Below are 26,984 nucleotides of genomic sequence, written 5' to 3'. Positions count from 1 at the left end.
ATCACATATTCTGATACACCGGCCCCTCGCCGCCCTGTGGCGGGACCCACACGATGTTCTGGTTGGGGTCCTTGATGTCGCAGGTCTTGCAGTGGACGCAGTTCTGGGCGTTGATGACGAAGACTTCTTCGCCGTCCTTCTCCACCCATTCATAGACCCCGGCGGGACAGTAGCGGGTCGAGGGGCCCGCATAGACTTTGAGCTCGGAGCGCTTCTGCAGGTCCATGTCCTTGACCTTGAGATGGACCGGCTGGTCTTCCTCGTGGTTGGTGTTGGAGAGAAACACCGAGGACAAACGGTCGAAGGTCAGCACGCCATCGGGCTTGGGATAGTCGATCTTTTTGTGCTGTGCCGCCGGCTCCAGGCTTTGCGCATCGGTCTTGCCGTGCTTCAGCGTGCCGAAGAACGAGAAGCCGAACAGCTGGTTGGTCCACATGTCGAGACCGCCGAGCGCGACGCCGAGACCGGTTCCGAGCTTCGACCAGAGCGGCTTGACGTTGCGCACGCGCCTGAGATCGGTGCCGATCGCCGTCTGGCGCCATTCGTTCTCGATCTCGACCGGCTCGTCATTGGCGCGGCCGGCAGCGATCGCGGCGGCCAGCTTGTCGGCGGCGAGCATGCCGGAGATGACCGCGTTGTGCGATCCCTTGATGCGGGGCACGTTGACGAAGCCGGCGGAACAGCCGATCAGCGCGCCACCCGGGAAGGACAGTTTCGGCACCGACTGGTAGCCACCCTCGGTGATCGCGCGCGCGCCGTAGGACAGGCGTTTGCCGCCTTCGAACGTGCCCCGGATGGCCGGATGCGTCTTGAACCGCTGGAATTCCTCGAACGGGTAGAGATAGGGGTTCTTGTAGTTGAGGTGGACGACGAAGCCGACCGCGACCGTGTTATCCTCCAGGTGGTAGAGGAAGGAGCCGCCGCCGGTCTTCATGCCGAGCGGCCAGCCGAACGAGTGCTGGACGAGGCCTTGTCTGTGGTTCTCCGGCTTGACCTGCCAAAGTTCCTTGATGCCGATGCCGTATTTCTGCGGTTCGCGATCCTTGGCGAGATCGAATTTCGCGATCAGCTGCTTGGCTAGCGAGCCACGCACGCCTTCGCCGATCAGCGTGTACTTGCCGAGCAGTTCCATGCCGCGGGTATAGGCAGGACCCGGCTCGCCGTTCTTCTCGATCCCCATGTCGCCGGTTGCGACACCGATTACGGCACCCTGGTCATTGTAGAGCACTTCGGCGGCAGCAAAGCCGGGATAGATCTCGACGCCCAGCGCTTCGGCCTTTTCGGCAAGCCAGCGACAGACGTTGCCGAGCGAGACGATGTAATTGCCGTGATTGTTCATGAGCGGCGGCATGGCGAAGTTCGGCAGGCGGATCGAGCCGGCGGGACCGAGCAGCAGGAACTGGTCGTCGGTTACTTCGGTCTTGAAGGGATGGCCCTCTTCCTCCCGCCAGCCGGGCAGGAGCGCATCAATGCCCGACGGATCGACCACGGCGCCTGAAAGAATATGCGCACCGACTTCGCCGCCTTTTTCCAGAACGACCACCGTCAGATCCGGATTGACCTGCTTCAAGCGGATCGCAGCCGACAGGCCTGCCGGGCCAGCGCCAACGATCACGACGTCGAACTCCATGCTTTCACGTTCGGGAAGCGGGTTGGCGGAAAGGTCTTGGGCGTCCATTGCAAACTCCGATGCCGGCCCCTCGCCGGCGCAGTAGGTCTGTTTCTGTCTTGTCAAAAGCGATCCCGCTTGTCGAGGCGCGAAAACGTCTTCCGGCTTGTCATTCGCGCAAACCACGCTTCCGTTTTCTCAACTTACGTTGACGTACACGTAAATAACGGTTCTGGCGCCAAAGGCAAGTTCCGGCTTTCACCATTGTTATACCAAAGCTATAAAGCCCCGGCATTCAAATGACCGGTCCAGCGTCGCAACCTGTCGTCGCGCCGTAAGGCCCGTCATGAACCTCGTGCAGAGAAGGAAAGCTTCATGGATCTCGGTATTGCCGGCAAACGCGCGCTCGTACTCGCCTCCTCCCGCGGCCTTGGGCTGGGGATAGCCAAGGCTCTGGCGGCGGAAGGTGCAAACGTCCTTCTGGTCGGTCGGTCGGGCGATCAGCTCGCCGAAAACTGCAAGGCGATCAATGCGCTCGGCAAAGGCAAGGCAGACTGGGTCCGGGGCGACCTCGGCGAAGAGAATTTCGTCGCTTCGATGGTGACGGCCGTTGAGGAAAAGCTCGGCGGCATCGACATTCTCGTCAACAATACCGGCGGTCCAACGCCCGGAACGACTGAGGACATGAGCGCCGACAAGCTCGACACGTTCTTCCAGTCGATGGTGTTGCGCGTCATCACGCTCACCAACACGTTGCTGCCGCAGATGAAGGCGCAAGGCTGGGGTCGCGTTCTGACGGTCGCCTCCTCCGGCGTGGTCGAGCCGATCGCGAACCTCGCGCTGTCGAATACGCTGCGCGGCGCTCTGGTCGGCTGGAACAAGACGCTTGCGACAGAAGTCGCCGGTTCCGGCATTACCGCCAACATGCTGCTGCCTGGCCGCATCCTCACCGACCGGATCGAGGAGCTTGATACGGCCAATGCGAAGAAGCAGGGCAAGACGATTGACGAAGTCCGCGCCGCATCGGTCAAGACGATCCCCGCCGGCCGGCTCGGCACGGTCGAGGAATTCGGCGCTGCCGGTGCCTTCCTCTGCTCGGAAGCCGCAAGCTACATCACCGGATCGATGCTGCGCGTCGATGGCGGAGCGGCCCGCTCGTTCTAACCTGACAAGACCACTTTGAAGACGACACGGATCGCGCTAGGCTCTGATTCTGGCGCGGTCCACGCCTCCCCCCTCCGAACGGGAAAGTAAACCTCATACCGGACGTCTGATCATCGAACCGACTGTTCGAGCATCCGCACAAGGAGGGATTGCGAAACACGCTCGCGATAGGAGGTTTGACCATGAAAACGACAGTTCCGATCTACCAGCTGAAACGCAAGGCGAAGCTTCTCGCCCGGCAGACATCCACTCCCCTTCACGCCGCGCTCGACCGCATCGCCGTCGAGCAAGGGTACCGGAGCTGGAGCCTGCTATCGGCCAAACATACCGAAACATCGCCCGCCGAAATCTTGTACCGAAGCCTGAAACAGGGCGACATGCTGCTGGTCGGTGCAAGGCCGCGACAGGGCAAGACGCTGATGGCGCTCAGCCTTGCCATCGAGGCCATGAAAGCCGGCAATAGCGCCTTTTTCTTCAGCCTCGATTATACGCCTGCCGACATTCTCGGGCGCTTTCGCGCGCTTGAGGTCGAGCCTCAGCGCTTCGGAGACCAGTTTTCGTTCGACTGCTCCGATGCGATCAATGCCGGTTACATGATCGAGGCGCTGGAAACCGCTGCAGCCGGTACGCTGGTCGTGGTGGACTGTCTTCAACTGCTCGACCAGCGCCGCGAAAACCCGCCGCTGGCCGACCAAGTTTCCACACTCGAGTCTTTCGCCCGTAAGCGCGGTCTGATCATCGTCTTCGTGTCGCAGATCGACCGCGCTTACGACGCGGCCGCGAAGCCCCTCCCCGACATCGCGGATGTCAGGCTTCCCAACCCGCTCGACCTGTCCAAGTTCAGCCGGACCTGCTTCCTGCAGAGCGGCAGCGTGGCGTTCCAGCCGAACGGGTAAGCGACGGTCAGAGATCGGCGGCAAGCTTCGGCAGGTCGGCGATCAGGCTGTCACGCACAACATAGCTGATCGGCGTGTCGGGATAGCGCTTCACGTCGACCAGCAACCTCGCGAAGATCACGCGGCGGTCGTTCTGCTCGGCCCAGCCGACGAACCAGCCGATCGGGCGGGCATAGTCCGGCTTGCCGTCCTTTCCGCGCAGCCAACCGGCACCGGTCTTACCCTGCACGTCCCAGCCGTCGCCGGCTGCAAAATGCGGCAGGATGGCCTGCGTCATGTCGGAAGCCTTTTCCGAGATCGGCAGCTTGCCGGTGAGGAAGCGGCGAGTGAACGCCACCTGCTGGTCCGGCGAAATCTTCAGCGACGACATCAGCCATGCTTCCGTCAAGCCATCGGTGCCAGCGGGTCCGCCGGAGACATTGCCATTGCCGTAACCGAAGGCCTTCACATAGGCCGCGAACCGTTCCTTGCCGAGCTCGCGCGTGATCTCCTGCGAATACCAGACGATCGAATCGCGTTCCCAGATGGTCGGGTCGACATCCTTTTGCTCACGCTGCGAGCGGTTGAATTTTGCCTGGTATTTCCAGAGCGGCGTCGTCTCGTCGCTGAGGATGCCGGCGTCGTAGCCCATCATCGCGAGCGGCAGCTTGAAGGTGGATTGCGGATAGAAAGCCTGATCGCAGGCGCCTTCCCGGTGCACTTGTTCACCTGTCTTTTCCTCGATCACGACCGTGCAGGCGATGGGCTCGGCAGCATGGGAGGCCACGCCGGAAAACAAGCACGCAACCGTGATCAACGACAGAAACTTCATTTTCTTCAACACTCTAGCAGTCCTCCTTGTGCGACGCCGGGAAGATCCTCCATGAATGTGTAAACATTGAGTTAACTTGTCATGCCGGTTTTGACCCCTCGTCAAGGCGACGCTGTTACAGGCCGAGCTTGATTAGAACCCAAGGGGCATACCGTGTTAATTGACAGCCTTTTCAGAGGCGGATCGAGTTCATCCTCGCCGAGCCAGACGTCCAGCCCAAGCACCCAACCGGCAAGCACCACATCCGGCAATTCGTCCACAGCCAAGCCTGCCAGCAACGAGCCGGTTTCCGCCGAACCGGTGAAAAGCGACGAGCCCGACACGCAGGTCGACAACAGCGATGACGGGATCTACGCCCCGACGCCGGTCGCTTCGAACGACGAGCCCGCGACGTCCGAGCCGACCGCGGTCGACAACGACGAAGCGGACGGTCGCTTAGAAAAGGAAGACGCGGCCGGGACACCGGTATGGACTGCGCCGGAGACAGCGGAAACCGATCATGCCGAACCGACCGGCGCTGAGGCTGGAGAAGCAGGAAGCACCGACAGCACCCCCAGAGTGACGGACGACGATGCGGTGGCTGAGACGGGTTCGACCGACATGGCTGGCGCTTCGCCATCGAACAGCGCAAGTTCCGGCACCGCGTCTGGCCCCTCGTCGGCGGGCCCCGTCCAGGCTGGCACGGCATCCACGACACCGGCGACTGGCGCAAGTGCGGGAACGACCGCGTCGGCTTCCAACGCTCCTACAACGGCGTCGACCTCTGTCTCGAAAACAGCCTCTGCCGATCACGTCGCCAACTTCCTCGACCAGATCGCAAGGATTCAGACGCGTTTCGGAACGACCGGCTCCGACGAGGAACAGCAGGTCCGCGAACGGGCTTCGGAAGTCCTTCAGAGCCTGATGGTCAGCCAGATGCTGGACAATATCGTTTCCAAGAAAACCCAGACGATCGGCACCCTGTTCGGCTCCGGCGATACGTCCAAGACGCTGGATATGGGAAAGATCTACAGCGAGGCCTGAGGACGACCGGAGGGGGTTCAGTCCCTTTCCGCTCTTGCCTTCGCCTGCACCTTGTGCCATCACGCGCCCTCTTGAAAAACAGGGCGCGTTTTCGCGTTCGGTTGCCCTCGGAAGCGGCGCTTCCGGTTCATCATATTCGACGTAGATCTTTAAGGAGCACGGCCATGGCACGGGCGCTCGGGCTTGATTTCGGCACGACCAATACGGTTCTGGCATTGGCGGACAGTGGCGCCACCACGCATTCGCTGGAGTTCTCCAGCAGCGCCGGCACCACGGATTCGATGCGCACGGCGCTGTCCTTCATGAAGGATGCGAAGCTTGGCGCGCAGGCGCTGAAGATCGAGGCCGGTCAGGCCGCCATCCGCCAGTTCATCGACAATCCCGGTGATGTTCGCTTCCTGCAGTCGATCAAGACCTTTGCTGCAAGCCCCCTGTTTCAGGGTACGCTGGTGTTTGCCCGCCGGCACATGTTCGAAGACCTGATGGAAATCTTCCTGAAGCGGCTGCAGGCCTACGCGGAAGGCAACTGGCCGGGCGAAGTCTCGCGTCTCGTCGCAGGACGTCCGGTGCATTTTGCCGGCGCCAGCCCGGATGAGAAACTCGCCACCGATCGCTACAACGAAGCGCTGACGCGGCTGGGCTTTCCGGAAATCCACTATGTCTACGAGCCTGTCGCAGCCGCCTATTACTTCGCGCAGAGCCTGAAGAGCGATGCCACCGTTCTGGTGGCCGACTTTGGCGGCGGCACGACGGACTACTCGCTCATCCGCTTCGAGCGTGTCGCCGGCAAGCTCGTCGCAACTCCGATCGGCCATTCGGGCGTCGGCATCGCCGGCGATCACTTCGACGCGCGGATGGTGGAGCATCTGGTGGCGCCCGAGATCGGCAAGGGCACGCATTTCAAGAGCTTCGACAAGCTTCTCGAAGTGCCCTCCATCTATTATGCGAATTTCTCTCGCTGGAACCAGTTGTCTATCTTCAAGACGACCCGCGAGTTCACGGATCTGAAATCGCTGGTGCGCTCGGCAACCGATCCCGACAAGCTGGAACTGTTTATCGATCTCGTCGATCACGACGAAGGCTATCCGCTCTATCAGTCGATCTCGGCCACCAAGATGGCGCTTTCTGCGTCCGACGAGGCGGAGTTCAATTTCTCGCCGCTCGGCCGGGGTGGCAAGAAGATGGTGAAGCGGACCGATTTCGAAACCTGGATCGCCGACGACCTCGCCCGGATCGAAGGTGCGCTGGACGACGTGCTGACCAAGACAAACACGGCACCTGATGAGGTCGACAAGGTGTTCTTGACCGGCGGCACGTCCTTCGTGCCGGCGGTGCGGCAGATCTTCAACCGGCGCTTCGATGCCGGCAAGATCGAGAGCGGCGGCGAACTGTTGTCGATCGCCCACGGTCTGGCCCTGATCGGCGAAAGCGGCGATGTGGAGCAGTGGGCGGCGTAAGCACTCCACGAGGTTCTCCACAGCCGCGGACGGAATCCCATTCCAACCCGAGCCCGACATGCTATAGGGTGCGCATATGAGCCCCACCGCCTCCGAACTCGATCCTGCCGAACTTGCAGCGCTGCTGCATTTCTATGCGGATTCGGGTGTCGACTGGCTGGTCGAGGACGAACCGGTCGATCGCTTCGCGCAGTTTGCCGAGCAGAAGGCGGCAAAGGCGCAAGGCCGAGCAGCACCGAACGCGTCGTCACCGCCGCAGGGCGAGCGTGAGGCCTATGCTGGCGGTGGCGATACACCACAGCCGCAGCGTCCCGCACCCCCGGCTCCGCGTCTTACCCCGTCCTCCATGCAGCAGGTCGCCATTCCCGACGGCGGCGCGGTCAATGCCGCGCGTCTTGCGGCAGACGGTGCCGGCACGCTTTCCGAACTGAAGACGGCGCTGGAAACCTTCGGCGGCTGCAACCTGAAACACGGCGCCCGCTCAACGGTGTTCATGACCGGCGATCCGCAATCGCGCATCATGGTGATCGGCCCGATGCCGAATGCCGAAGATGATCGCGACGGCACACCGTTTTCCGGGCGGCAGGGCCAATTGCTCGATCGGATGCTGTCGGCGATCGGCCTGTCGCGCGAGACGGTGCTGCTCACCAACATCATCCCCTGGCGTCCGCCGGGAAGCCGGATGCCGTCCGACGCCGAACTTGAAATCTGCAGACCGTTCCTCGACCGTCAGATCGCGCTTGCCGAGCCACGCCATCTGCTGCTGCTCGGCAACTTTCCCGCGCGTCTGTTCCTCGGCGACACCGGCACGATCCATTCCATGCGCGGTGAATGGCGCGAGGTCACGGCAGCGGGACTTGCGGTTTCCGCGCTCGCGACGCTTCACCCGCAGGATCTGCTTGCGGCACCGGCCAACAAGGCTCTCGCCTGGCAGGATATGCTGCTGTTCAAAAGCCGCATTTCCGGCACTTGAATGCCCAGAATCTAGGCAGCGGACCGGCGATTCGCGTTAATATTACCAATTTGTGAATATCGTTATGCGTGCGCTGCATGTCAGCGCCGCGTTTGCCGCCATTGTTGAATCAATGCTGCGCTGCAATATATCATCCTGTCTTGGGAGGACACGGTTTAAGGAACCAAGGCAATGACCACACGCTTTCGTCCGATCCATTCGGGCTTTGAAACCCTCCGCGTTGCCGGCCTCGCGCCGCGCTCCTCGAACGGGTACCACCATTTCGGATCTGCCACGCACGAGCAGATCACGTCGCGCTCGATGAGCCGTCCGGTCGGGATAACCCGTCCGTCCGCCGTCTTCGCAGACTTCCGTGAACGCTGAGGGTATGACGACAATGAAAACCGTTCTGCACCCGATCCGTACGATCCGCGACAGCATTCTCCAGATCAGCTGCGCGGTATCTGCATCCGTCGAGTTTTCCCGTTCAGCGGTAAAGCGCTCCGACGCGGAAACTGCAATTCCGCTGTAAAGCGTCATCCACGTTGGATTGAACTGTCGAGGGCTGCGTCACGCGGCCCTTTTGCGTTTAGGGCATGTTCCTGCAGCACGGGTTCAGTTGGCGGTGCTTGACGCCCGGCGTGCCGCCTTGCGCTCGAGACCCAACCGATGCTCGCGGTAGATAATGAAGATACCGGCGGAAACCGTAATCGCGGTACCGATCAGCGTCGTTGCCGTCGGCACGTCCGCAAACAGCAGATATGACACGGCAATGCCCAGAATGATCGACGTATAGTCGAAGGGTGCGACTGTCGAGACATCGGCAAATCGATAGCTTTCGGTCAGGAAGATCTGCGCTACGCCACCGCATAGCCCGGCCGCGATCAGAAGCAGAAAACTGCTCCAGGGCAGCGACACCCAGCCGAACGGCAGGCTGGCCAGCGACAGAAGCGCGCCGGTCAGCGAAAAATACAGCACGATCGTCGCCGTCTTTTCGGTCTGCACCAGCTGGCGCACCTGCACCATGGCAAGACCGGCCAGCACGGCGGCACAGAGAACCGCGATCGCCCCGAGCGCCTGTTCGGAGGCAAACCCGCCGTCGCGGAGCAGTGTCAGCTTTGGCCAGGAGACGACGAGAACGCCAACGATTCCGATCAACACCGCCGTCCAGCGATAGACGCGCACTGTTTCCTTGAGGATGAGCGCTGCAAACACGACGGCCATCAGCGGTCCCGCGTAGCCGATGGCGATCGCTTCTGGCAGCGGCAGGTGGATCAGGCCGTAAAAGCCGAAGGCCATCGACATGATGCCCAGCACACCGCGCTTGAAATGTCCAAAAATGCTCGACGTGTGGAATGCCGGCCATAACTGTCCGAGAACCGACAGGTAGAGCACGATCGGCACGATCCCGAAGGCCGAGCGGTAAAAGGTGATCTGCCCTGCAGGGATCCCCGTTCCGGCGGACTTGATGCAGACCTGCATGGCCACGAAGATGACGACGGAGATGACCTTGAAAAGAATGCCCCGCAAGGGGTTCTGCGCGTCGGCCACCATCATGCACTCTGCAAAAATCACGGTGACGGGACCGTAATCGCAGCACCGTCAAAGAAAAGGATTCGAATACAAATCACAATAACCACATTTCCCGGGGCCGCGACAGGAAATTGACAAAGCACAATCACGAAGCATGATGGCAAGTCAGCTTCCGCGAGGCTGCTCAAGACTGGAACAAAATCGCGTTATCTTAAAGGTGGCTTCAACAATCGTTTAGTATTGCGTGCAATGATCCGCGGCGGCGATGGGGATTGTCGAAAGCTCAATGCGCGCAACCGCGCAGATCCTCGACGCGTTCAATTTGAAGAGCCGGTTCAGGAAAAGTCATGCGAACAGATACGGGCCAGATCGTACATCTGGCAGATTACCGCCCCACTGATTTCGTTCTGGAACGTGTCGACCTCACCTTCGAGCTCGACCCGACGAACACGAAAGTGGATGCCCGGCTGATCTTCCATCGCCGCGAAGGCGTGGATCCGTCCGCTCCTCTGGTGCTCGATGGCGACGAGCTTGCTCTTTCCGGCCTGCTGTTTGACCAAAAGGACGTGCCGGCCAGTCAGTACGATGCCACGCCGGAAAGCCTCATCATCCGTGATCTGCCGGCCGAGGCGCCGTTTGAGATCACCATCACGACCCATATCAATCCGGAAGCCAATACGCAGCTGATGGGGCTTTACCGCACCAACGGCATCTATTGCACGCAGTGCGAGGCCGAAGGCTTCCGCCGGATCACATACTTCCCTGACCGTCCCGACGTTCTGGCGCCCTACACGATCACCATCATCGGTGACAAGGCCGCCAACCCGGTCATGCTGTCGAACGGCAATTTCCTGGGCGGTGCCGGATATGACGAAGGCCGCGCCTTTGCCGCCTGGTTCGATCCGCATCCGAAGCCATCCTACCTGTTTGCTCTCGTCGCCGGCGATCTTGCGGTCGTCGAAGACACGTTCGTGACGATGTCCGAGCGTGAAGTCACGCTGAAGATCTATGTCGAGCACGGCAACGAGTCGCGCACCGCCTATGCCATGGACGCTCTGAAGCGTTCGATGAAGTGGGACGAGGAGCGGTTCGGCCGCGAATACGATCTCGACATCTTCATGATCGTCGCCGTCTCAGACTTCAACATGGGCGCCATGGAGAACAAGGGGCTCAACGTCTTCAACGACAAGTACGTGCTGGCCGATCCAGAGACTGCAACGGATCAGGACTACGCCAATATCGAGGCGATCATCGCCCACGAATACTTCCACAACTGGACCGGCAACCGCATCACCTGCCGCGACTGGTTCCAGCTGTGCCTGAAGGAAGGCCTCACGGTCTATCGCGACCACGAATTCTCGGCCGACCAGCGCTCGCGCCCGGTCAAGCGCATCGCCGAGGTGCGCCATCTGCGCTCGGACCAGTTCCCGGAGGATGGCGGCCCGCTCGCCCACCCGGTCCGCCCGACGACCTATCGCGAGATCAACAATTTCTACACGACGACGGTCTACCAGAAGGGGTCCGAAGTCACCGGCATGATCGCCACGCTGCTCGGCAAGGACGATTTCAAGGCCGGCATGGATCTCTATTTCGAACGGCATGACGGCCAGGCCGTCACCGTCGAGGACTATGTGAAATGCTTCGAGGACGTGAGCGGCCGCGATCTCGCCCAGTTCTCGCTCTGGTATTCGCAGGCCGGCACGCCGCTCGTCAACGTCTCGACCGAATACGACCAGGCATCCGCCACGTTCAAGCTGTCGCTCGAACAGATGGTGCCGGCAACGCCGGGCCAGCCGGACAAGCAGCCGATGCACATTCCGTTGTCCTTCGCGCTGATCCTCGACAATGGCACCATTGCCGACGCGACATCCGTCAAGGGCGGTGAAGTGACCGGTGACGTGCTGCATCTGACCGATCGCCGCCAGACCTTCACCTTCACCGGAATCGCGTCGCGGCCGGTCCTGTCGCTCAACCGTTCGTTCTCGGCGCCGGTCAACATCGCCTTTACCCAGACGCCGGCCGATCTCGCCCATATCGCGCGTCACGATACGGATCTGTTTTCGCGCTGGCAGGCCCTGACGGATCTCGCCATCCCCAACCTCACCAAGGCGGCCCGCGACGCGCGGGAAGGTCATGAGGTCACCTGCGACCCGGCGCTGATTGCGGCACTTCTGGAAGCGGCCGGTGACGACACGCTGGAGCCGGCCTTCCGCGCGCAGGTTCTGGCACTTCCGAGCGAAGCCGACATCGGTCGCGAGCTTGGTGGCAACAACGATCCGGAAGCCATTCACACGGGCCGCAATGCGGTCTTGAAGCTCATCGCAGATGCTGGTGAAGACCTGTTCAAGCGTCTGTTCAGTGACATGAAGGCAGATAGTGCCTATTCGCCGGATGCCGAAAGCGCCGGCAAGCGGGCTCTCAAGGCTGCGGCATTGACCTACCTCGCCTATGGCGAGAACAGCCCGCAGCGCGCGGCCGAAGCCTTCGGTGCAGCCGACAACATGACGGAACTGTCGCAGGCGCTCACCCTGCTTGCCCATCGCTTCCCGGAAGCGTCGGAAACAACAGGTGCGCTCGCAAGCTTCCTGACACGGTTCGGCGAAAACCCGCTCGTCATCGACAAGTGGTTCTCGCTGCAGGCGACCATGCCCGGCGAAGATGCACTGGCGCGGGTCAAAGCGTTGATCGACCATCCGCGCTACAATGCCGGCAATCCGAACCGTGTTCGCGCACTGGTCGGCATGTATGCCTTCTCGAACCCGACCGGCTTCAACCGTCGCGACGGCGAAGGCTACCGGTTCCTGGCCGGACAGATCCTCGAGATCGATCCGAAGAACCCGCAACTTGCCGCCCGCATCCTCACCTCGATGCGCTCATGGCGCTCGCTGGAGCCGACCCGCGCCGACCAGGCCCGCGACGCTTTGATGACGATTGAACGTAGCCCGTCCCTTTCGACTGACGTGCGCGACATCGTTGAGCGTATGCTGAAGGGCTGAGACAATCTTCGTGCAAAATGACATCCGCGTCGGCTGCCTGCCGGCGCGGATATTTTTTGCGCCGATTTGGCACATTTTGGTACATCTTGCTTGACGGGGCTTGATAACTCGCATCCTGAAAAGCGTTACCCAGACACCTGATTTGCGGATCCTCTCAGGCGTAAATGCGTCGACTATCATATGGTTAACGAAATGTTACCAACCCTCTGGACACAGAGAATCACTCTGTGATTCATTAGGTCAGATTCGAGCGGCGGCGCAGCGAATCACGACGAGGGATCGGATGACGATGATATCGGGCGTGCAGCGGGAAACCGAGGCCGGGGGATGGTTGCGCTTCAAGTTTCCAGGCTTCAGCAGCCTTGGACGGACGGCTCCGGAGGAAGCTCAGCTTTCCGTCCGGCCGATCGCACAGCAGACGCCGCGCGTCGAGCTGGTGCTGAAGCGTTCCATTCCAATTCTGATCCTTATCTTTCTTGCCGTCGTTGCCGCATCGCGCATTATGGGGATCGTGGGCGAGCATGGCCGGATGGAAGATGCCGCGCGCCAGTCCGCGTCGCTGATGTCCGCGACCGCATCCGCCGCTTTCTCCGGTCAGGAATCGCTGTTTGCTGCAGCCGACCGCCAGACTGCCCAAGCGCGTCTCTCGACATTCCTCGGCCAGGACAAGCTGGAGCGCGGCGCTGTCGTGCTCTTTACCGATACCACCGGCCGGATCTTCGGCGGCATCGGCGATGCCGGCAGCTATCTCGGCAAGCGTCTTTCCTCGGTTCTTCCCGAAACCGCAGCCATGCGCCGCGTCGGCGGGTCGGGCACGGTCATCGAGACCTTTTTCGGTGATGTCCCCTACTATGCGTCGATCAAGCCAATCGGCAACGACGGTGCGCTGATCGTAGCGGCCCATTCGCTGGAGACGACGAACGAATTCGTACGTGGCGAAGTCTCGCTCAGCGTCACGATCTTTGCCGGCATTTCGGCCATCCTGCTCGTCATCCTCTATGCCTATTACGCTCAGGTGAAGCGCGCCCGCGACGCCGACGAGACGTTCGTGCAATCGAACCTGCGCATCGAGACGGCGCTGTCGCGCGGTCGCTGCGGCCTGTGGGATTTCGACGTTACTAACCGGCGCCTGTTCTGGTCGGGCTCGATGTACGAGATGCTCGGCTTCCCCCCGGTTGGCAACGTCGTGTCCTTTACCGATGCGGCGCGGATGATGCACCCGACCGATGGCAATCTTTACGCTCTCGCCCGCGCCATCAGCCGCGGCAATGCCAAGCAGGTGGACCAAGTCTTCCGCATGCGCCACGCCGCCGGCCACTATGTGTGGATGCGCGCCCGCGCCCAGGTCGTGCGGATGGCAAACGGTCGCACCCATGTGATCGGCATCGCCATGGATGTGACCGAGCAGCACCGGCTTGCCGAACGCTATGCAGAAGCCGACCAGCGCCTTGCAGACGCCATCGAGTGCACGTCGGAAGCCTTCGTTCTCTGGGACAAGAACGACCGCCTGGTGATGTGCAACACCCACTTCCAGCAGGCCCATGGTCTCCCGGATTCGGTTCTCGTGCCTGGCACCGAACGCAGCACCGTGCTTGGCGCCTCTGCCCGTCCGGTGATCGAACGCCGCGTCGCCGATCCCGATCGCAGCGGCCTGTCGCGCACCACCGAAGTGCAGCTTGCCGACGAACGCTGGTTGCAGATCAACGAACGCCGCACCCGCGATGGCGGCACGGTATCCGTCGGCACCGACATCACCCTGCTCAAGCGTCACCAGGAACGTCTGCGCGATTCCGAGCGGCGCCTGATGGCAACGATCGGCGATCTCTCCGCCTCGCAGAAGAAGCTCGAGCGCCAGAAGGAAGAGCTTTCGACCGCCAATGCCAATTACCAGGCGGAAAAGGAACGCGCTGAGGCCGCCAACAAGGCGAAGTCGGAATTCCTCGCCAACATGTCCCACGAACTCAGAACGCCGCTCAACGCCATCCTCGGCTTTTCCGAAATCCTCGTGAACGGCATGTTCGGCCCGCTCGGATCCGCCAAATACAGCGAATACTCCCGCGATATCCACGACAGCGGCAAGCATCTCCTCAACGTCATCAACGATATCCTCGACATGTCGAAGATCGGGGCCGGCCACATGCTGATCCAGTCGGAGCCCGTCAACCTGACGCCGCTGATCGAGGAAAGCCTGAGGCTGACGGCCGTGGTAGCACAGGAAAAGCAGATCGCCATCCGCCAGTGCCTGTCGCCTTCCCTCGACATGATCGGCGATCGCCGGGCGCTGAAACAGGTGATGCTGAACCTCCTCTCCAACGCCGTGAAATTCACCGACGAAGGCGGCCGCATCGAACTGCGCGCAAAGCCGATCAGCGGCGGCATCGTGCTCACCATCGCCGACACCGGCATCGGCATCCCCAAGGCATCGCTGTCGAAGATCGGCCAGCCCTTCGAACAGGTGCAGAGCCAGTATGCCAAGAGCAAAGGCGGCTCCGGCCTCGGCCTCGCCATCTCCCGCTCGCTGATCACCCTGCACGGCGGCACGATGCGGATCCGGTCCGTCATGGGCAAGGGAACCGTGGTTTCGATCCACATCCCCCAGAGCGACATGGTCCAGTTTGCGGCAAAGAAGGTAGCTTGAAGCAAGCCGCGCAATCAATTTTCGATTGCAATTGACTTCCGCTTACTCGTTTGCAACCCTGTGCAGGTATTGAGGGAGATCACCTGTGAGCAGCGCTGCAGACGCCTTTCCGCCAAGGAAGCAGAACACATTGAAATCCGGCGACGGCAACGGTATATTCGATGCCATGGAAGCCCGTATCACCAAGCTCGAAGAGATTGCTGACGACACGCGGGCAGCGCTTGCGATGATCAACGTCAAGCTGGATTCGAAGCCGGATCAGGGTTGGATCATCAATATCATCTGTGTGATCTTCGGGCTGGTGCTGGCAGCAATCGCTGCGACAGCCGGGATATTCACTCTGATCAGATGATCATCTCGGTCAGAACCGGCAGACGGAGCTCAGGCTCTCACCACCTTCTCGAAAACCTTCCGCACCGCCTTGGATAGCCGCTTTACCTCGCCCTCGAGCGTTGCCAGGTCCGGACAGTCCCCGGCCCTGCAGATGCGCTCCACGAGGCCGGATGGCGCGTCTGCAGGCTCGAACGGGCCGTCGACACAGAGCCTGATGATCTGCGACAGTTCGCTGAACAGTCTGATTGCCTCTTGGCAGGTATCGAGGTCGCCGGGCGTGATCATTTCCTCGCCAAGGCGTTCCAGCAATTCGCCGGTCGTCGAGCCGTAGGTCGGGACGGTGATGTTCTTCACGGGTGCGACAAGCCGCAGGTACTGGGCCAGAAACTCGATATCGATCAACCCACCCGGGATGAGCTTCAGATCCCAGATATCGCGCGGCGGCTTTTCCTTGCCGATCAGCACCCGCATTTCGGAAACATCCTTGGCGATCTTGCCGATATCGGGCCGAGCCGACAGAACGTCGTCGATCACGTCCCTGACCTCGTCCTGAAGGCTTGCGTCACCGCAGACGAGCCGCGCCCGCGTCAGCGCCATGTGCTCCCAGGTCCAGGCTTCCTCGCGCTGATATTTGCCGAAGGCACCGATGCGGGTGGCGACCGGGCCCTTGTTGCCGGAGGGCCGCAGCCGCAGATCCACCTCGAAGATCACGCCCTCCGCCATCGGCGCCGAAAGCGCTGCGACCAGCCGCTGGGTCAGGCGCGTGAAATAACGTTGCGCATCGAGCGGCCGCGGGCCATCGCTTTCCGCGACCGCGCTGTCATAGTCGTAGAGAAGGATGAGATCGACATCGGAGCCGGCGGTCAGCTCGAACGAACCGAGCTTGCCCATGCCGAGCACGGCCAACCGACCGCCCGGATAGGCGCCGTGCGCCGTCTCGATTTCGGCTGTTACCGCAACCAGGGCCGCCTCAATCAGGAGATCGGCGAGATGGGTGAAGGCGCGACCGGCCTCCTCTCCGGAAATCGACCCGGTCAGGAGCCGGATCCCGATCAGGAAACGATGCTCGGCGGCAAAGATCCGCAGCCGGTCCAGCCGGTCCTCGTAGTGCCGCGAGCTTGCCAGAAACGCCGTCAGCCGCGAGGCGAGAAAGTCGCGGGTGGGGATCTCCGCCATCAGCCCCGGGTCCAGCATGCCGTCGAACACATGCGGTTTGGAGGCGACGATATCGGCCAGCCGCGGCGCAGAGGCCATGATCGTCACGATCAGCGACAGAAGGAGCGGATTGTTGCCGATCAGCGAGAACAGCTGGATGCCGGCCGGCAGGCCTTTGAGAAAACTGTCGAACCGTAGCAGGGCCTCGTCGGCGCGGCGGCTCTCGCCGATTGCCTTCAAGAGCGCCGGCATCATCTCCGTCAGCCGCTCGCGCGCTTCCGATGACTGCGTCGCCCGGTAGCGACCGGAATGCCAGGTCCGGATGACCCGGCTCATGTCGGCCGGACGCTCAAAGCCGAGCCGCCCAAGCGTCTCAAGCGTATCGGGATCGTCCTTCTGGCCGGTAAAGACGAGATTGCCTTCGTGGTTTCCGCCCTGGGAAGAAAGCTTTTCCTCCTGCTCGAACAGCCGCGAGTAGCGCTTCTCGACCGTCCTCAGAATGGCTTCGAGCCGCGTCGAAAATGCCGCGACGCTGTCGAAACCGAGCATGAAGGCAATGCGCTTCAGCTCCGCCTCGGTGGTTGGCAGCCGGTGCGTCTGCTCGTCATGCACCATCTGGATGCGGTGCTCCACATCGCGCAGAAACCAGTAGGCATCGGTCAGCGCCGCCGCGATCTCGGGCCTGATCCATTTCGCCTCGGCCAGCGCCTTCAGCGCTGCTTCCGTCTCGCGCGTGCGCAAGGCCGGCATGCGGCCGCCGGCGATCAGCTGCTGGGTCTGCGCAAAGAACTCGATCTCGCGAATGCCGCCGCGACCAAGCTTGATATCGTGGCCTTTGACGGCAATCGCACCGTGGCCCTTGTGAACATGGATCTGCCGCTTGATCGAATGGATATCGGCAATTGCCGCATAATCGAGATATTTGCGAAACACGAAGGGCGTCAGCAGTTTCAGAAAGCCCTCGCCCGCCGCGATATCGCCAGCCACCGGACGGGCCTTGATGAAGGCTGCCCGTTCCCAGTTCTGCCCCCTGCCCTCGTAATAGATCAGCGCCGCATCCATGGACACGGCAAGCGGCGTCGAGCCGGGATCGGGCCTCAGCCGCAGATCGGTACGGAACACATAGCCGTCTGCGGTGCGCTCCTGCAGAATGCGGATCAGCCGCCGCATCATCCGCCCATAGGTTTCCGAGGCATCCAGCGGGTCGGCCAGAATGCCGGCGTCGGGATCATAGAAGACGACGATGTCGATATCGGAAGAGTAGTTCAGCTCGCGGCCACCGAGCTTGCCCATGCCGAGCACGATCAGGCCCGATCCGCGGCTCGGCTCCGTTCGATCGACGAGCCGGAGCTTGCCGCTCTCATGGGCTGCCAGAAGCAGATGATCGATCGTGGCCGCCGTAGACGCCTGCGCGAACTCGCTCAGCCAGCGCGTCGTATCCCGTGCCGAGAAGATGCGGGCAAGATCTGCGAGCGCCAGCAGAAAGCCGAACGCGCGTTTGGCACTGCGCAGCGCCGTCATCACCTCGTTCTCGGACGGGATCCTTGCATCCACCGGTCGCCAGGCGTCTCGCGCTGCGTCAACCAGCGCGGCCAGCGCATCCTCGACCTGCCCGTCGATCGCACCGGCCAGAAGCTTAGGCCTGATCGAAGCCACATCGCGGAGAAACGGTGACAGCGAGAACGCTGCGACAAAAAAGGCCTTGAGCGGCCCATCGGCCTTGACGAGTTCAGCCACGGAAGGCTCGGTCTTGCCGATCTCCTTCAACAGGGAAAGCGCAAGCTTGGCCTCCGCCTGGTTCAGCGGCCGGATCACACCAGCCGCTACGTCGTCGAGCCGGTTTCCGGTCTCCATTCTTTTCCTTCCGCGCTCCGCCAGCCTAGCCCTTCACCACCGGAAACACCATGGTCACCGTCAAGCCGGGAGCCTCATTGCTCGCCTCGTCGGTCGCGGAGAGCTCCAGCCTTCCGCCATGCAGCCCCATCACTGCCTCGACCAGAGACAGGCCGAGACCCGTTCCGGGCTTGGAACGACTGGCATCCAGCCGGAAGAACCGCTTCGTCACCTCTTCGCGCTTGTCCGCTGGCACGCCCGGACCGTTGTCGCACACGGAAAGCCGGATCAGCCCCGCCGTCGACGAGAGCTTCACCCGGATCTCGGGGACACCGCCGGCTTCGGCGGCATATTTGATCGCATTGTCCAGCAGGTTGAAGATCGCCTGGCCGATCAGTTCGCGGTTGCCGTTCACGGAAAGGCCGGGCTCGATCTCCGTCACCAGCGCCAGTCCGACCTCGTCGGCCACCGGTTCGTAAAGCTCGGCACAGTCGGCAGAGGCGGCAGAGAGATCAACGTCGGACATTTCCGCCGCCATCGAGCCCGCCTCGACACGCGAGATCATCAGGAGCGCGTTGAAGGTTCGGATCAGCTGGTCGCTTTCGCCGATGATCCCCTCCAGCGCATGACGGCGCACATCCTCGCGGTCTTCGGAAAGCGCATCGGCCGCCTTGTTGCGCAGCCGTGTCAGCGGCGTCTTCAGATCGTGGGCGATGTTATCGGAAACCTGCCGCAGTCCCTCGTTGAGTTTCTCGATGCGGCCGAGCATGGCGTTGAGCGATTCCGACAGCCTGTCGAACTCGTCGCCGGAGCGGCCAACCGGCAGCCGCTGCGACAGGTCGCCCGCCATGATCTTCTGGCTTGCGGCCGACATCCGGTCGATCCGTTTCAGCGCATTGCGGCCGATGCCGAACCAGATCACGAGAGCACCGAGCCCCATGATCGCCAGCGCCACCATCAGCGCCTGGCGCACGATATAGCGGAAACGGCTGGGATCTCCGAGATCGCGGCCGATCATGATCCGAAGACCGTTGTCGAAGCGCAGCACGTTGGCGATCGCAAGATGCCGCCGCGCGCCCTGGTTCTCGGAGTATGGGGTGTAGCCGAACGGCATGTCCGTCCAGCCTTCCTTGTCGAGAACGCCCGGCTGCACGGAGGCGACATTGCCGGCCAGAATATCGCCGCTCGGGCCCGCAATCACATAGAGATTGGCGCCCGGCTGGCGGGCGCGACGCTCCATGATGCGCAGCAGAAGGTTGATACCGCCGCGATCATAGGCGCGCTGAATGTCCTGGATTTCCTCCTGAATCGTCTGGCGCGTCTGCTGCACCAGCGTCTTTTCGGAAAGCGCTGTAACGTAGAACACCAGAAACGCGGCGCAGAGTGCAAACAGCAGGATGTAGAGTGCCGAAAGCCTGACCGCCGTGGAGCGGAACATCAGCCTGGCGCGGTTGACGATACGGGCAAACACGAAGGCTTACCCCTCGTCCTTGATCATGTAGCCGGCACCGCGAATAGTCTTCAGCAACGGCTTGTCGAAATCCTTCTCGATCTTCGAGCGCAGCCGCGACACATGCACGTCGATCACATTGGTCTGCGGGTCGAAGTGGTAGTCCCAGACGTTTTCGAGAAGCATCGTGCGGGTCACCACCTGGCCGGCATTCTTCATCAGGTATTCGAGAAGACGGAATTCGCGCGGCTGCAGCAGGATCTCCTTGCCGGCGCGCTTCACCTCGTGGGACAGCCGGTCGAGTTCCAGATCGCCGACCCGGTAGGCCATATCCTGTTCCGGCGTGCCCTTGCGCCGGCCGAGAACCTCGACACGCGCCAGAAGCTCGGAGAATGCATAGGGTTTTGGCAGATAGTCGTCCCCGCCGGCGCGCAACCCGGTCACCCGGTCGTCCACCTGGCCGAGCGCTGAGAGGATCAGCACCGGCGCATTGACGCCGCGCTTGCGCAGTTCCGAGATCACCGACAAACCGTCGCGCCGCGGCAGCATGCGGTCGATCACCATGACGTCGTAGGAATTCTCCGTCCCCATGAACAGGCCGCTTTCGCCGTCGCTTGCATGGTCGGCCACAATGCCGGCCTCGCGAAACGCCTTCGTCATGTAGGCCGCAGCCTCGAGATCGTCTTCAATCACCAGAATCTTCATGTGCGGGACAATAGCGTCGCTTGCGATTTTTGCACCAGCGGAATCATCGGGACTGCCGGATTGTGGGATGATCGTCTGCATCTTGAAACTCCATGAACGGTGAAGGGCGCCGACCGTTGCCGGTGGCGCCCTTCATGAGGTCGTCTGGGAGGACCAACCTATTGGGAACCGGAGGCTTAAATCAGCCTTCGTCGATCGGCAGCGCCACGAAGCGGCTGGTACCGTCGGCCTCGACCTGGAACAGCGCACGGGTGCGGCCGTCCTTGCGGGCCTGTTCAATCACCTTGCCGATGTCATCGGCGGTAGCGACCTTGCGGTTGTTCACCGACAAGATCTTCTCGCCGTTCTTCAGACCACGGGCCGCTGCTTCGCTGTCCGGATCGACTTCGGTCACGGCAAGGCCGGAACCGTCTTCGGCGGGAGCAACGGTGATGCCGAGCGAGGCGAGCGCCTTGCTGGTCGAGGGAACCGGCGCATCCGGCTGCTTCGGTTCGGCCGAAGCCGCCTCGTCGCTTGCCATGTTGCCGAGCGTCACGGTGACGTTCTGCGACTTGCCTTCACGCCACAGATCGATCTTCACCTTGGCATCAGGGCCGAAGCCTGCGATGCGGCGCGACAGTTCGCGGGCATCCTTGATAGCCTGGCCGTTGACGGCGGTGATGATGTCACCTTCCTTGATGCCGGCCTTCTGGCCTGGCGATCCTTCCTGCGGAGCAACGACAAGCGCGCCGGCCGCTTCCTTCAGACCGAGCGAGTCGGCGATATCCTGCGTCACCGGCTGGATCTGCACGCCGAGCCAACCGCGCGCAACCTTGCCGTCCTTCATCAGGTCGTTGATCACGTCCTTGGCGGTGGAGGCCGGGATCGCGAAGGCGATGCCGACATTGCCGCCCGACGGCGAGAAGATCGCGGTGTTGATGCCGACAACCTGGCCGGAAAGGTCAAAGGTCGGGCCGCCGGAATTGCCGCGGTTCACGGCCGCATCCACCTGGATGTAGTCGTCGTAAGGACCGGAGCCGATGTCGCGGCCACGGGCCGAAACGATGCCGGCAGTCACGGTGCCGCCAAGGCCGAACGGGTTGCCGACAGCCACGACCCAGTCGCCGACGCGGGTCTTGGTGTCGTCGGCAAAGGACACGTAGGTGAACTTGCGGCTGGTGGCATCGACCTTCAGCAGCGCCAGATCGGTGCGGCTGTCGCGGCCGACCAGCTTGGCTTCGAGCTCGGTGCCGTCGTTGAGGACGACCGTATAGGCCTGACCGTCCGAAACGACGTGGTTGTTGGTGACAACGTAGCCGTCTTCGGAGATGAAGAAGCCGGAGCCCTGTGCGGTCGGACGCAGGTGATGCGGACGGTTCGCGCCGGGGCCACCACGCTCGGCGCGGTCACGCGGACCGGCACCGGGGCCGCCGTTCGGGCCGCCGGGAGCGCCTGGGCCGCCCTGGCCGCCGAATTCCTTGAAGAAGCGCTTCAAGGGATGGTCATCGGGCAGCTGGTCGAAACCGCGACCGCCGAAGTTGAAGTTGAAGTTGTTGCCACCTTCATCGGCGGTCTCCTGCGGCTCGTCCGACTGGACGCGAACGGAGACGACGGCGGGCGATACGGCGGAGACCACATCGGCAAAGCTCGGAGCCTGGGGCGCGGTCACGCTGACGGGGGCCGCGAAGGATGCGGTCACCTGGGCCGGAATGCCGGTCGACAGCATGACGGCCGCAAGGCCGGCTACGGTGGAAGTCTTGAGAACCGTCTTCAGGGAGGGACGTTTAATGGTGCGCATCTGAGCTACCTTCTTCTTCTCGTCAGTCTTGGTGTTGCCGGAGGTCCGGCGGCGGTGGTTGAGAAGAGATATAGGAGCCTGCACCTTAACTGCACGTGTCGGCGGCATGAATTGTTGGTAATGTTCAAAATTCTTGCAGCCTTGAGAAACGGCAGGCCTTACCGCTTCAACAGCTCGTCGATCCGCTTCTTTTCGGCATCTGTCAGAGCCGCGATGGAGCGTGTGTTTGGCCGGGTGCGGATAAAAACGAACAGCGCGACGATCCCGATCACCAGCGCCCCGATCGGCAGCGCCCAGAGAATGATCGTCCTTGCGCTCACACGCGGATTGAGCAGCACGAACTCGCCGTAGCGGGAAACGACATAATCGATCACCTGCCCGTCCGTATCCCCATCCGTCAACCGCTCGCGCACCAGCACGCGAAGATCGCGAGCCAGCTCGGCATTGCTGTCGTCGATCGACTGGTTCTGGCAGACCATGCAGCGCAACTGCGTGGAAATCTGCCGCGCCCGCTGCTCCAGCGCCGGATCCTTGAGGATCTCATCGGGATTGACGGCAAAGGCGGGAAGCGGAGCCAACAGGAGGAACAGCGCAAGCAGGAATCGACCCACTAGACCAGAAACGCTTTCTTCCCTCATTCCTTTGCTCGTCACAGGAATCCAGCCACGGCGCGTCCGCGCCGTGAAAGAACCTGCTGTTTTCAATAGATCTTCCGCGCCCAAAGACTTGGGCGCACTGGATTCCTGTGACAAGCACAGGAATGAGGGAAGCCGTGAATGTTTCATTCCGCCGGCTCCAGCCCACCCTTGGGCGCCACCACCACCTTCGGCCGCTTGGCCGGCGCGCCGACCCGCAGTCTGCGATCGGACAGCGACACGAACCCGCCCACCATCATGATCAGGCATCCGCCCCAGATGCACAGGATGAACGGCTTCCACCAGATCCGCACGACAATCCCGCCGCTATCCATGGGGTCGCCGAGCGACACATAGAGCTGGCTCAAACCGAAGGTGAGGATCCCTGCTTCCGTCGTCGGCATGCGCCGCGCCGTATAGAGCCGCTTCGAAGACCAGACGTCGGCGACTGCAGCGCCGCCCTTGCGGGCCGTGAAATGCCCGCGGCTTTCGGTGAAGTTCGGGCCGACGGCATCGCGGAACCCGTCGAAGGTCAGCGAATAGCCACCGGCCTCTACCGTCTGCCCCTGCTTCATCTCGACAACAGTCTCGGTGCCGAACGTCGTCGCCGCAAAAATCCCGAGCACGGTTACGCCCAGGCCGAAATGGGCGAATGCCGTTCCGAACGCCGAGCGCGGCAGGCCCCGGACGCGCCGAAGGCCTGTCGCGAAGCCGACCTTGCCGAAATTGCCGCGATACCAGAGATCGGCAATCGCGCCGAACATGCCCCAGAAACCGAGCGCCAGCCCGAAGATCGACAGGACCGGCCCTCCGCCCTGGAAATACGCAAAGGCGAGACCGGCCGCGAGCGACAGTCCGGCAAACACGTAGAGCCGCTGCAGAGCGCCCAGCAGATCTCCGCGCTTCCAGGCCAGCACCGGGCCGAACGGCACGGCGATCAGAAGCGGCAGCATCAGCAGCCCGAAGGTCATGTTGAAGAACGGCGCACCGACAGAGATCTTTTCGCCGGTCAGCGTCTCCAGCACCAGCGGATAGAGCGTGCCGGTCAGAACCGTTGCGGTTGCCACGGTCAGGATCAGGTTGTTCAGCACCAGCGCGCCCTCGCGCGAGATCGGCGCAAACAGTCCGCCCGCCTTCAGGCTCGGCGCCCGCCAGGCAAACAGCGAAAACGCACCACCGATGAAGACGGCGAGGATGCAGAGGATGAAGATGCCGCGGGTCGGGTCGGACGCAAACGAATGCACCGAGGTCAGCACGCCCGACCGCACCAGGAAGGTTCCGAGCAGCGACAGCGAAAAGGTCATGATCGCCAGAAGCACCGTCCAGATCTTCAGGGCCTCACGCTTTTCCATCACCAGTGCCGAATGCAGCATCGCGGTGCCCGCAAGCCAGGGCATGAAGGAAGCGTTCTCGACCGGATCCCAGAACCACCAGCCGCCCCAGCCCAGTTCGTAATAGGCCCAGTAGGAGCCCATCGCGATCCCTGCCGTGAGGAATGTCCAGGCCGCCAGCGTCCACGGCCGCACCCAGCGCGCCCAGGCGGCATCGATGCGCCCTTCGATCAGCGCCGCGACGGCAAACGAGAAGCAGACGGAAAAGCCGACATAGCCGAGGTAGAGCAGCGGCGGATGGATGGCGAGGCCGAGATCCTGCAGAACCGGGTTGAGGTCCTGCCCTTCCGCAGGTGCGGGGTCGAGCCTCAGAAACGGGTTGGACGAGAGCAGGATGAACAATAGGAAGGCCGAAGAGATCCAGGCCTGCACGGCCAGAACATTGGCCTTCAGCGTATCCGGCAGATTGCCGCCGAACCCTGCCACCAGCGCCGAAAACAAGGCGAGGATCAGCAGCCAGAGCAGCATCGATCCTTCGTGATTGCCCCAGACGCCGGAGAATTTGTAGAGCATCGGCATCATCGAATGGGAGTTCTCCCAGACGTTTTTGACCGAGAAGTCCGACACCATATAGGCCCAGGTGAGCGCCGCAAACGAGATGACCACCAGAGCGAACAACGTCAGCGACCCGGTCGTTGCCAGCGCCATCATCGCGGGATCGCGACGCCTGGCACCGATCATCGGCAGGGTGGATACGATCAGCGCGGTGGCAAGCGCCAGAACCAGCGCGTAATGGCCGATCTCGACGATCATTGTCTGGTCACTCCCTCGGCGGACGTCCCTGGCATCTGCAGCATCACCTGCGGCTTGCCGTCGATTTTGACTTCAGGCTGAGCCGCATCCTTTTTCGGCGCCATGCCCTTGCCGGTGCCGTCTTCCCAGACACCGTCCTTCTTCAGACGGTCGGCCACTTCCTTCGGCATGTAATTCTCGTCATGCTTGGCCAGCACGCTGTCGGCGGTAAACCGGGTGCCGCCGTCAAACACGCCTTCGGTCACCACGCCCTGCCCCTCGCGAAACAGGTCGGGCAGAATGCCGGTATAGCTGACATCGACCTTGCCGGTGCCGTCGGTCACGGTAAAGCTCACCGTCGATCCCTGGCCGCGCCTGACCGATCCCTCTTCCACCAGCCCGCCGAGCCGGATGCGCGTTCCCGGCTGGATATCAGTCTTGGCCAGATCGCCCGGCATGAAGAAATACGCGACCGACTGCGAGAAGGCGAACATGACCAGCAGCACCGCGATCGTGACGAAGCTCATGCCGCCGAGGATCACCGCCATGCGTTTCTGCTTGCGTGTCATGGTCTTGCTCCTCCAGGCGCTGGCGATGCATCCGCATCGAGCCCGATATCCTTGCCAAGCGCCAGCAGACGCTTGCCATCATTGCCGTCAGGCGGAAACTGCGCCAGTCCGGTCGAAAGTGCGTCGCGGGCCTTTGCCTCGTCGCCCAGCACCGCATAGGAGCGCACCAGCCGCAGCCAGCCCTCGATATTGTCGGGCTCGTCCTTGAGCTTTGCGGCGAGACTGTCGACCATGCCGGCAATCATCGCCTTGCGATCACCCTGCGACAAGTCCTGCGCTGCCGCAACATCTTCCTGTGTCGGCCCTCCGAGCGAAGGGGCCACCGGCTTTGCCGCAACAGGCACCCCGCCATTCTTGACGATATGTTCGTCGAGCAGACCCTTCCATGGCGCATCCGCGGGCGTTGCGCTTGCAAGCTCCTCGAAGGCTGCGCGTGCCTCGTCCTTCCTGCCGCCCTGCTCAAGCCCGAGCGCCGCATAAAAGCGCGAGCGCGGATCATTCGGATCGAGCTTCACCGCCTGCTCGAACGCCTGACGCGCCGCTTCCGTGACGATCCCGTCATTGGCGACAACAAGCGTCTCGCCGAGGCCCGAATAGCGGGCATTGCTCGGCCCGATGAAACGGATCGCATTGCGATAGGCAAGTTCGGCGTCACCAGCGCGGTCCAGCCGCAGATAGATCGGCGCCAGAATATCCCAGCCCGCGCCATCAGTCGGATTTTCGGCCAGATGCCGCTCCACCTTGGTGACGAGCAGCGCGATATTGTTGCCGGGGTTTTCAAGACGCGCCTGTAGCGGCTGGTCCGGGATGCCGGGATTTCCGAGGCTCAAGTAAAGACAGAGCCCCAATGCCGGCGGAACGATCGTGACGAGTGCCGTCGCGATCCGGTGCTTGTTTGTAGCAGCACCGCCGGTTTTGTCCTGATCGTTTTCGGCCGCAGCGGCAATCAGCCGGCGTCCAACCTCGGCGCGGGCGTTCTCCGCCTCCTCAGTGCTGATCAACCCGCCTTCGCGGTCGCGGTCGATTTCCCGCAGCTGGTCGCGATAGACTTCGACCTCTCCGGCCCTCGTGGAATTGCTCCGACGAGCATTCGATACGCCGGAGGCAGCCGCCGAAGCGCTGCGCGCAAACGGCAGGAGAAGGGCGGCTGCGACGGCAGCCGTCAGCAGCGCGAGAACGATCCACAAATACATCATCGCCCATTACCGCAATCGGTGACGCTTTCCAATGGCCGGCCAGTGGTCTAGCGCGCGTTGACGCGAATTTGACGGGTATTGGCGCAGCCGGCAAGCGTTCCCTTAGCAGCAAAGATCGAGACCGCCCCC

The 26,984-nt window shown here is 62.2% G+C and carries 21 protein-coding genes; 10 read left to right on the top strand and 11 right to left on the bottom strand.

Annotated features, from left to right (window positions below):
• Position 1 precedes the first annotated feature (1 nt).
• Entirely contained in the window at positions 2-1,678 is a 1,677-nt protein-coding gene (locus tag BLW69_RS10205; RefSeq protein WP_092662505.1) for an electron transfer flavoprotein-ubiquinone oxidoreductase, read from the bottom strand.
• 306 nt (positions 1,679-1,984) lie between these two features.
• On the opposite strand from BLW69_RS10205, the gene BLW69_RS10200 reads away from it, so the two are divergent.
• Together BLW69_RS10200 and BLW69_RS10195 are read left to right on the top strand one after the other, a co-directional pair.
• On the top strand, positions 1,985-2,773 hold the full coding sequence (locus BLW69_RS10200) for an SDR family oxidoreductase (RefSeq protein WP_092661770.1): 789 nt from the start codon (positions 1,985-1,987) through the stop codon (positions 2,771-2,773).
• A 182-nt stretch (positions 2,774-2,955) separates the two neighbouring features.
• Positions 2,956-3,669, top strand: a complete 714-nt coding sequence (locus tag BLW69_RS10195; RefSeq protein ID WP_092661768.1) for a DNA helicase — start codon at positions 2,956-2,958, stop codon at positions 3,667-3,669.
• Between the two features lie 7 nt (positions 3,670-3,676).
• Here BLW69_RS10195 and blaOXA read toward each other — a convergent pair whose 3' ends face one another.
• Entirely contained in the window at positions 3,677-4,480 is an 804-nt protein-coding gene (gene blaOXA, locus BLW69_RS10190; RefSeq protein WP_092661766.1) for a class D beta-lactamase, read from the bottom strand.
• A gap of 153 nt (positions 4,481-4,633) precedes the next feature.
• Here blaOXA and BLW69_RS10185 point away from each other — a divergent pair, with 153 nt between their 5' ends.
• The 5 genes from BLW69_RS10185 to BLW69_RS23140 all read left to right on the top strand — a co-directional run bounded on the left by BLW69_RS10185 (position 4,634) and on the right by BLW69_RS23140 (position 8,444).
• Positions 4,634-5,503 carry a hypothetical protein gene (locus BLW69_RS10185; protein ID WP_139283840.1) on the top strand — a complete coding sequence of 290 codons (870 nt, stop codon included), beginning with the start codon at positions 4,634-4,636 and terminating at the stop codon, positions 5,501-5,503.
• Between the two features lie 164 nt (positions 5,504-5,667).
• The gene (locus BLW69_RS10180; protein ID WP_092661762.1) at positions 5,668-6,960 is read left to right on the top strand and encodes an Hsp70 family protein; all 1,293 of its coding nucleotides are present in this window, start codon (positions 5,668-5,670) and stop codon (positions 6,958-6,960) included.
• 76 nt (positions 6,961-7,036) lie between these two features.
• Positions 7,037-7,933 (top strand): uracil-DNA glycosylase, encoded by an 897-nt coding sequence (locus BLW69_RS10175; RefSeq protein WP_092661760.1) that lies wholly within the window; start codon positions 7,037-7,039, stop codon positions 7,931-7,933.
• A gap of 171 nt (positions 7,934-8,104) precedes the next feature.
• Complete coding sequence (locus BLW69_RS10170) at positions 8,105-8,296, top strand: hypothetical protein (protein ID WP_062453430.1); 192 nt, start codon at positions 8,105-8,107, stop codon at positions 8,294-8,296.
• Positions 8,297-8,309: 13 nt separating this feature from the next.
• Positions 8,310-8,444 (top strand): hypothetical protein, encoded by a 135-nt coding sequence (locus tag BLW69_RS23140; RefSeq protein ID WP_256413693.1) that lies wholly within the window; start codon positions 8,310-8,312, stop codon positions 8,442-8,444.
• A gap of 83 nt (positions 8,445-8,527) precedes the next feature.
• On the opposite strand, the gene BLW69_RS10165 is transcribed toward BLW69_RS23140, so the two are convergent.
• Complete coding sequence (locus BLW69_RS10165; RefSeq protein ID WP_092662503.1) at positions 8,528-9,466, bottom strand: DMT family transporter; 939 nt, start codon at positions 9,464-9,466, stop codon at positions 8,528-8,530.
• A 326-nt stretch (positions 9,467-9,792) separates the two neighbouring features.
• Here BLW69_RS10165 and pepN point away from each other — a divergent pair, with 326 nt between their 5' ends.
• The 3 genes from pepN to BLW69_RS10150 all read left to right on the top strand — a co-directional run bounded on the left by pepN (position 9,793) and on the right by BLW69_RS10150 (position 15,431).
• Entirely contained in the window at positions 9,793-12,441 is a 2,649-nt protein-coding gene (gene pepN, locus BLW69_RS10160) for an aminopeptidase N (RefSeq protein ID WP_092661758.1), read from the top strand.
• Between the two features lie 283 nt (positions 12,442-12,724).
• Positions 12,725-15,079, top strand: coding sequence for a PAS domain-containing sensor histidine kinase (locus tag BLW69_RS10155; RefSeq protein ID WP_244508801.1), 2,355 nt, complete (start codon positions 12,725-12,727; stop codon positions 15,077-15,079).
• A gap of 85 nt (positions 15,080-15,164) precedes the next feature.
• Positions 15,165-15,431, top strand: coding sequence for a hypothetical protein (locus BLW69_RS10150; protein WP_139283838.1), 267 nt, complete (start codon positions 15,165-15,167; stop codon positions 15,429-15,431).
• Positions 15,432-15,460: 29 nt separating this feature from the next.
• Here BLW69_RS10150 and BLW69_RS10145 read toward each other — a convergent pair whose 3' ends face one another.
• The 8 genes from BLW69_RS10145 to ccmI all read right to left on the bottom strand — a co-directional run bounded on the left by BLW69_RS10145 (position 15,461) and on the right by ccmI (position 26,852).
• Positions 15,461-18,421, bottom strand: coding sequence for a bifunctional [glutamine synthetase] adenylyltransferase/[glutamine synthetase]-adenylyl-L-tyrosine phosphorylase (locus BLW69_RS10145; protein ID WP_092661754.1), 2,961 nt, complete (start codon positions 18,419-18,421; stop codon positions 15,461-15,463).
• Between the two features lie 25 nt (positions 18,422-18,446).
• Positions 18,447-19,838, bottom strand: coding sequence for a sensor histidine kinase (locus tag BLW69_RS10140; RefSeq protein WP_092662499.1), 1,392 nt, complete (start codon positions 19,836-19,838; stop codon positions 18,447-18,449).
• A gap of 39 nt (positions 19,839-19,877) precedes the next feature.
• On the bottom strand, positions 19,878-20,636 hold the full coding sequence (locus BLW69_RS10135; RefSeq protein ID WP_348271845.1) for a response regulator transcription factor: 759 nt from the start codon (positions 20,634-20,636) through the stop codon (positions 19,878-19,880).
• Between the two features lie 100 nt (positions 20,637-20,736).
• A complete protein-coding gene (locus tag BLW69_RS10130) occupies positions 20,737-22,332 on the bottom strand; it encodes a Do family serine endopeptidase (RefSeq protein ID WP_092662498.1) in 1,596 nt (531 codons plus the stop codon).
• A gap of 158 nt (positions 22,333-22,490) precedes the next feature.
• Entirely contained in the window at positions 22,491-22,943 is a 453-nt protein-coding gene (locus BLW69_RS10125; protein ID WP_162759525.1) for a cytochrome c-type biogenesis protein, read from the bottom strand.
• A 170-nt stretch (positions 22,944-23,113) separates the two neighbouring features.
• Positions 23,114-25,111: a heme lyase CcmF/NrfE family subunit gene (locus BLW69_RS10120; RefSeq protein WP_092661750.1), complete on the bottom strand. Its 1,998-nt coding sequence runs from the start codon at positions 25,109-25,111 to the stop codon at positions 23,114-23,116.
• Positions 25,108-25,659 carry a cytochrome c maturation protein CcmE gene (ccmE, locus tag BLW69_RS10115; RefSeq protein ID WP_092661748.1) on the bottom strand — a complete coding sequence of 184 codons (552 nt, stop codon included), beginning with the start codon at positions 25,657-25,659 and terminating at the stop codon, positions 25,108-25,110. Before ccmE ends, BLW69_RS10120 begins: the two co-directional genes overlap by 4 nt.
• Positions 25,656-26,852, bottom strand: a complete 1,197-nt coding sequence (ccmI, locus tag BLW69_RS10110) for a c-type cytochrome biogenesis protein CcmI (protein ID WP_062580220.1) — start codon at positions 26,850-26,852, stop codon at positions 25,656-25,658. The genes ccmE and ccmI overlap by 4 nt, the downstream gene beginning before the upstream one ends.
• Positions 26,853-26,984: the final 132 nt, after the last annotated feature.

The sequence above is a fragment of the Rhizobium sp. NFR12 genome, from assembly GCF_900108545.1.
GTDB classification, from domain to species: Bacteria; Pseudomonadota; Alphaproteobacteria; order Rhizobiales; family Rhizobiaceae; genus Neorhizobium; species Neorhizobium soli.
Note: the sequence above shows the minus strand (reverse complement) of the source record. Positions and strands in the feature narration are given on the sequence as shown.

What these genes read in the sequence shown, in the direction of transcription:
- BLW69_RS10205 (WP_092662505.1), bottom strand. Translation starts at nt 1,678, where the DNA reads ATGGACGCCCAAGACCTTTCCGCCAACCCGCTTCCCGAACGTGAAAGC.
- BLW69_RS10200 (WP_092661770.1), top strand. Translation starts at nt 1,985, where the DNA reads ATGGATCTCGGTATTGCCGGCAAACGCGCGCTCGTACTCGCCTCCTCC.
- BLW69_RS10195 (WP_092661768.1), top strand. Translation starts at nt 2,956, where the DNA reads ATGAAAACGACAGTTCCGATCTACCAGCTGAAACGCAAGGCGAAGCTT.
- blaOXA (WP_092661766.1), bottom strand. Translation starts at nt 4,480, where the DNA reads ATGAAGTTTCTGTCGTTGATCACGGTTGCGTGCTTGTTTTCCGGCGTG.
- BLW69_RS10180 (WP_092661762.1), top strand. Translation starts at nt 5,668, where the DNA reads ATGGCACGGGCGCTCGGGCTTGATTTCGGCACGACCAATACGGTTCTG.
- BLW69_RS10175 (WP_092661760.1), top strand. Translation starts at nt 7,037, where the DNA reads ATGAGCCCCACCGCCTCCGAACTCGATCCTGCCGAACTTGCAGCGCTG.
- BLW69_RS10170 (WP_062453430.1), top strand. Translation starts at nt 8,105, where the DNA reads ATGACCACACGCTTTCGTCCGATCCATTCGGGCTTTGAAACCCTCCGC.
- BLW69_RS23140 (WP_256413693.1), top strand. Translation starts at nt 8,310, where the DNA reads ATGAAAACCGTTCTGCACCCGATCCGTACGATCCGCGACAGCATTCTC.
- BLW69_RS10165 (WP_092662503.1), bottom strand. Translation starts at nt 9,466, where the DNA reads ATGGTGGCCGACGCGCAGAACCCCTTGCGGGGCATTCTTTTCAAGGTC.
- pepN (WP_092661758.1), top strand. Translation starts at nt 9,793, where the DNA reads ATGCGAACAGATACGGGCCAGATCGTACATCTGGCAGATTACCGCCCC.
- BLW69_RS10155 (WP_244508801.1), top strand. Translation starts at nt 12,725, where the DNA reads ATGACGATGATATCGGGCGTGCAGCGGGAAACCGAGGCCGGGGGATGG.
- BLW69_RS10145 (WP_092661754.1), bottom strand. Translation starts at nt 18,421, where the DNA reads ATGGAGACCGGAAACCGGCTCGACGACGTAGCGGCTGGTGTGATCCGG.
- BLW69_RS10140 (WP_092662499.1), bottom strand. Translation starts at nt 19,838, where the DNA reads ATGTTCCGCTCCACGGCGGTCAGGCTTTCGGCACTCTACATCCTGCTG.
- BLW69_RS10135 (WP_348271845.1), bottom strand. Translation starts at nt 20,636, where the DNA reads ATGCAGACGATCATCCCACAATCCGGCAGTCCCGATGATTCCGCTGGT.
- BLW69_RS10130 (WP_092662498.1), bottom strand. Translation starts at nt 22,332, where the DNA reads ATGCGCACCATTAAACGTCCCTCCCTGAAGACGGTTCTCAAGACTTCC.
- BLW69_RS10120 (WP_092661750.1), bottom strand. Translation starts at nt 25,111, where the DNA reads ATGATCGTCGAGATCGGCCATTACGCGCTGGTTCTGGCGCTTGCCACC.
- ccmE (WP_092661748.1), bottom strand. Translation starts at nt 25,659, where the DNA reads ATGACACGCAAGCAGAAACGCATGGCGGTGATCCTCGGCGGCATGAGC.
- ccmI (WP_062580220.1), bottom strand. Translation starts at nt 26,852, where the DNA reads ATGTATTTGTGGATCGTTCTCGCGCTGCTGACGGCTGCCGTCGCAGCC.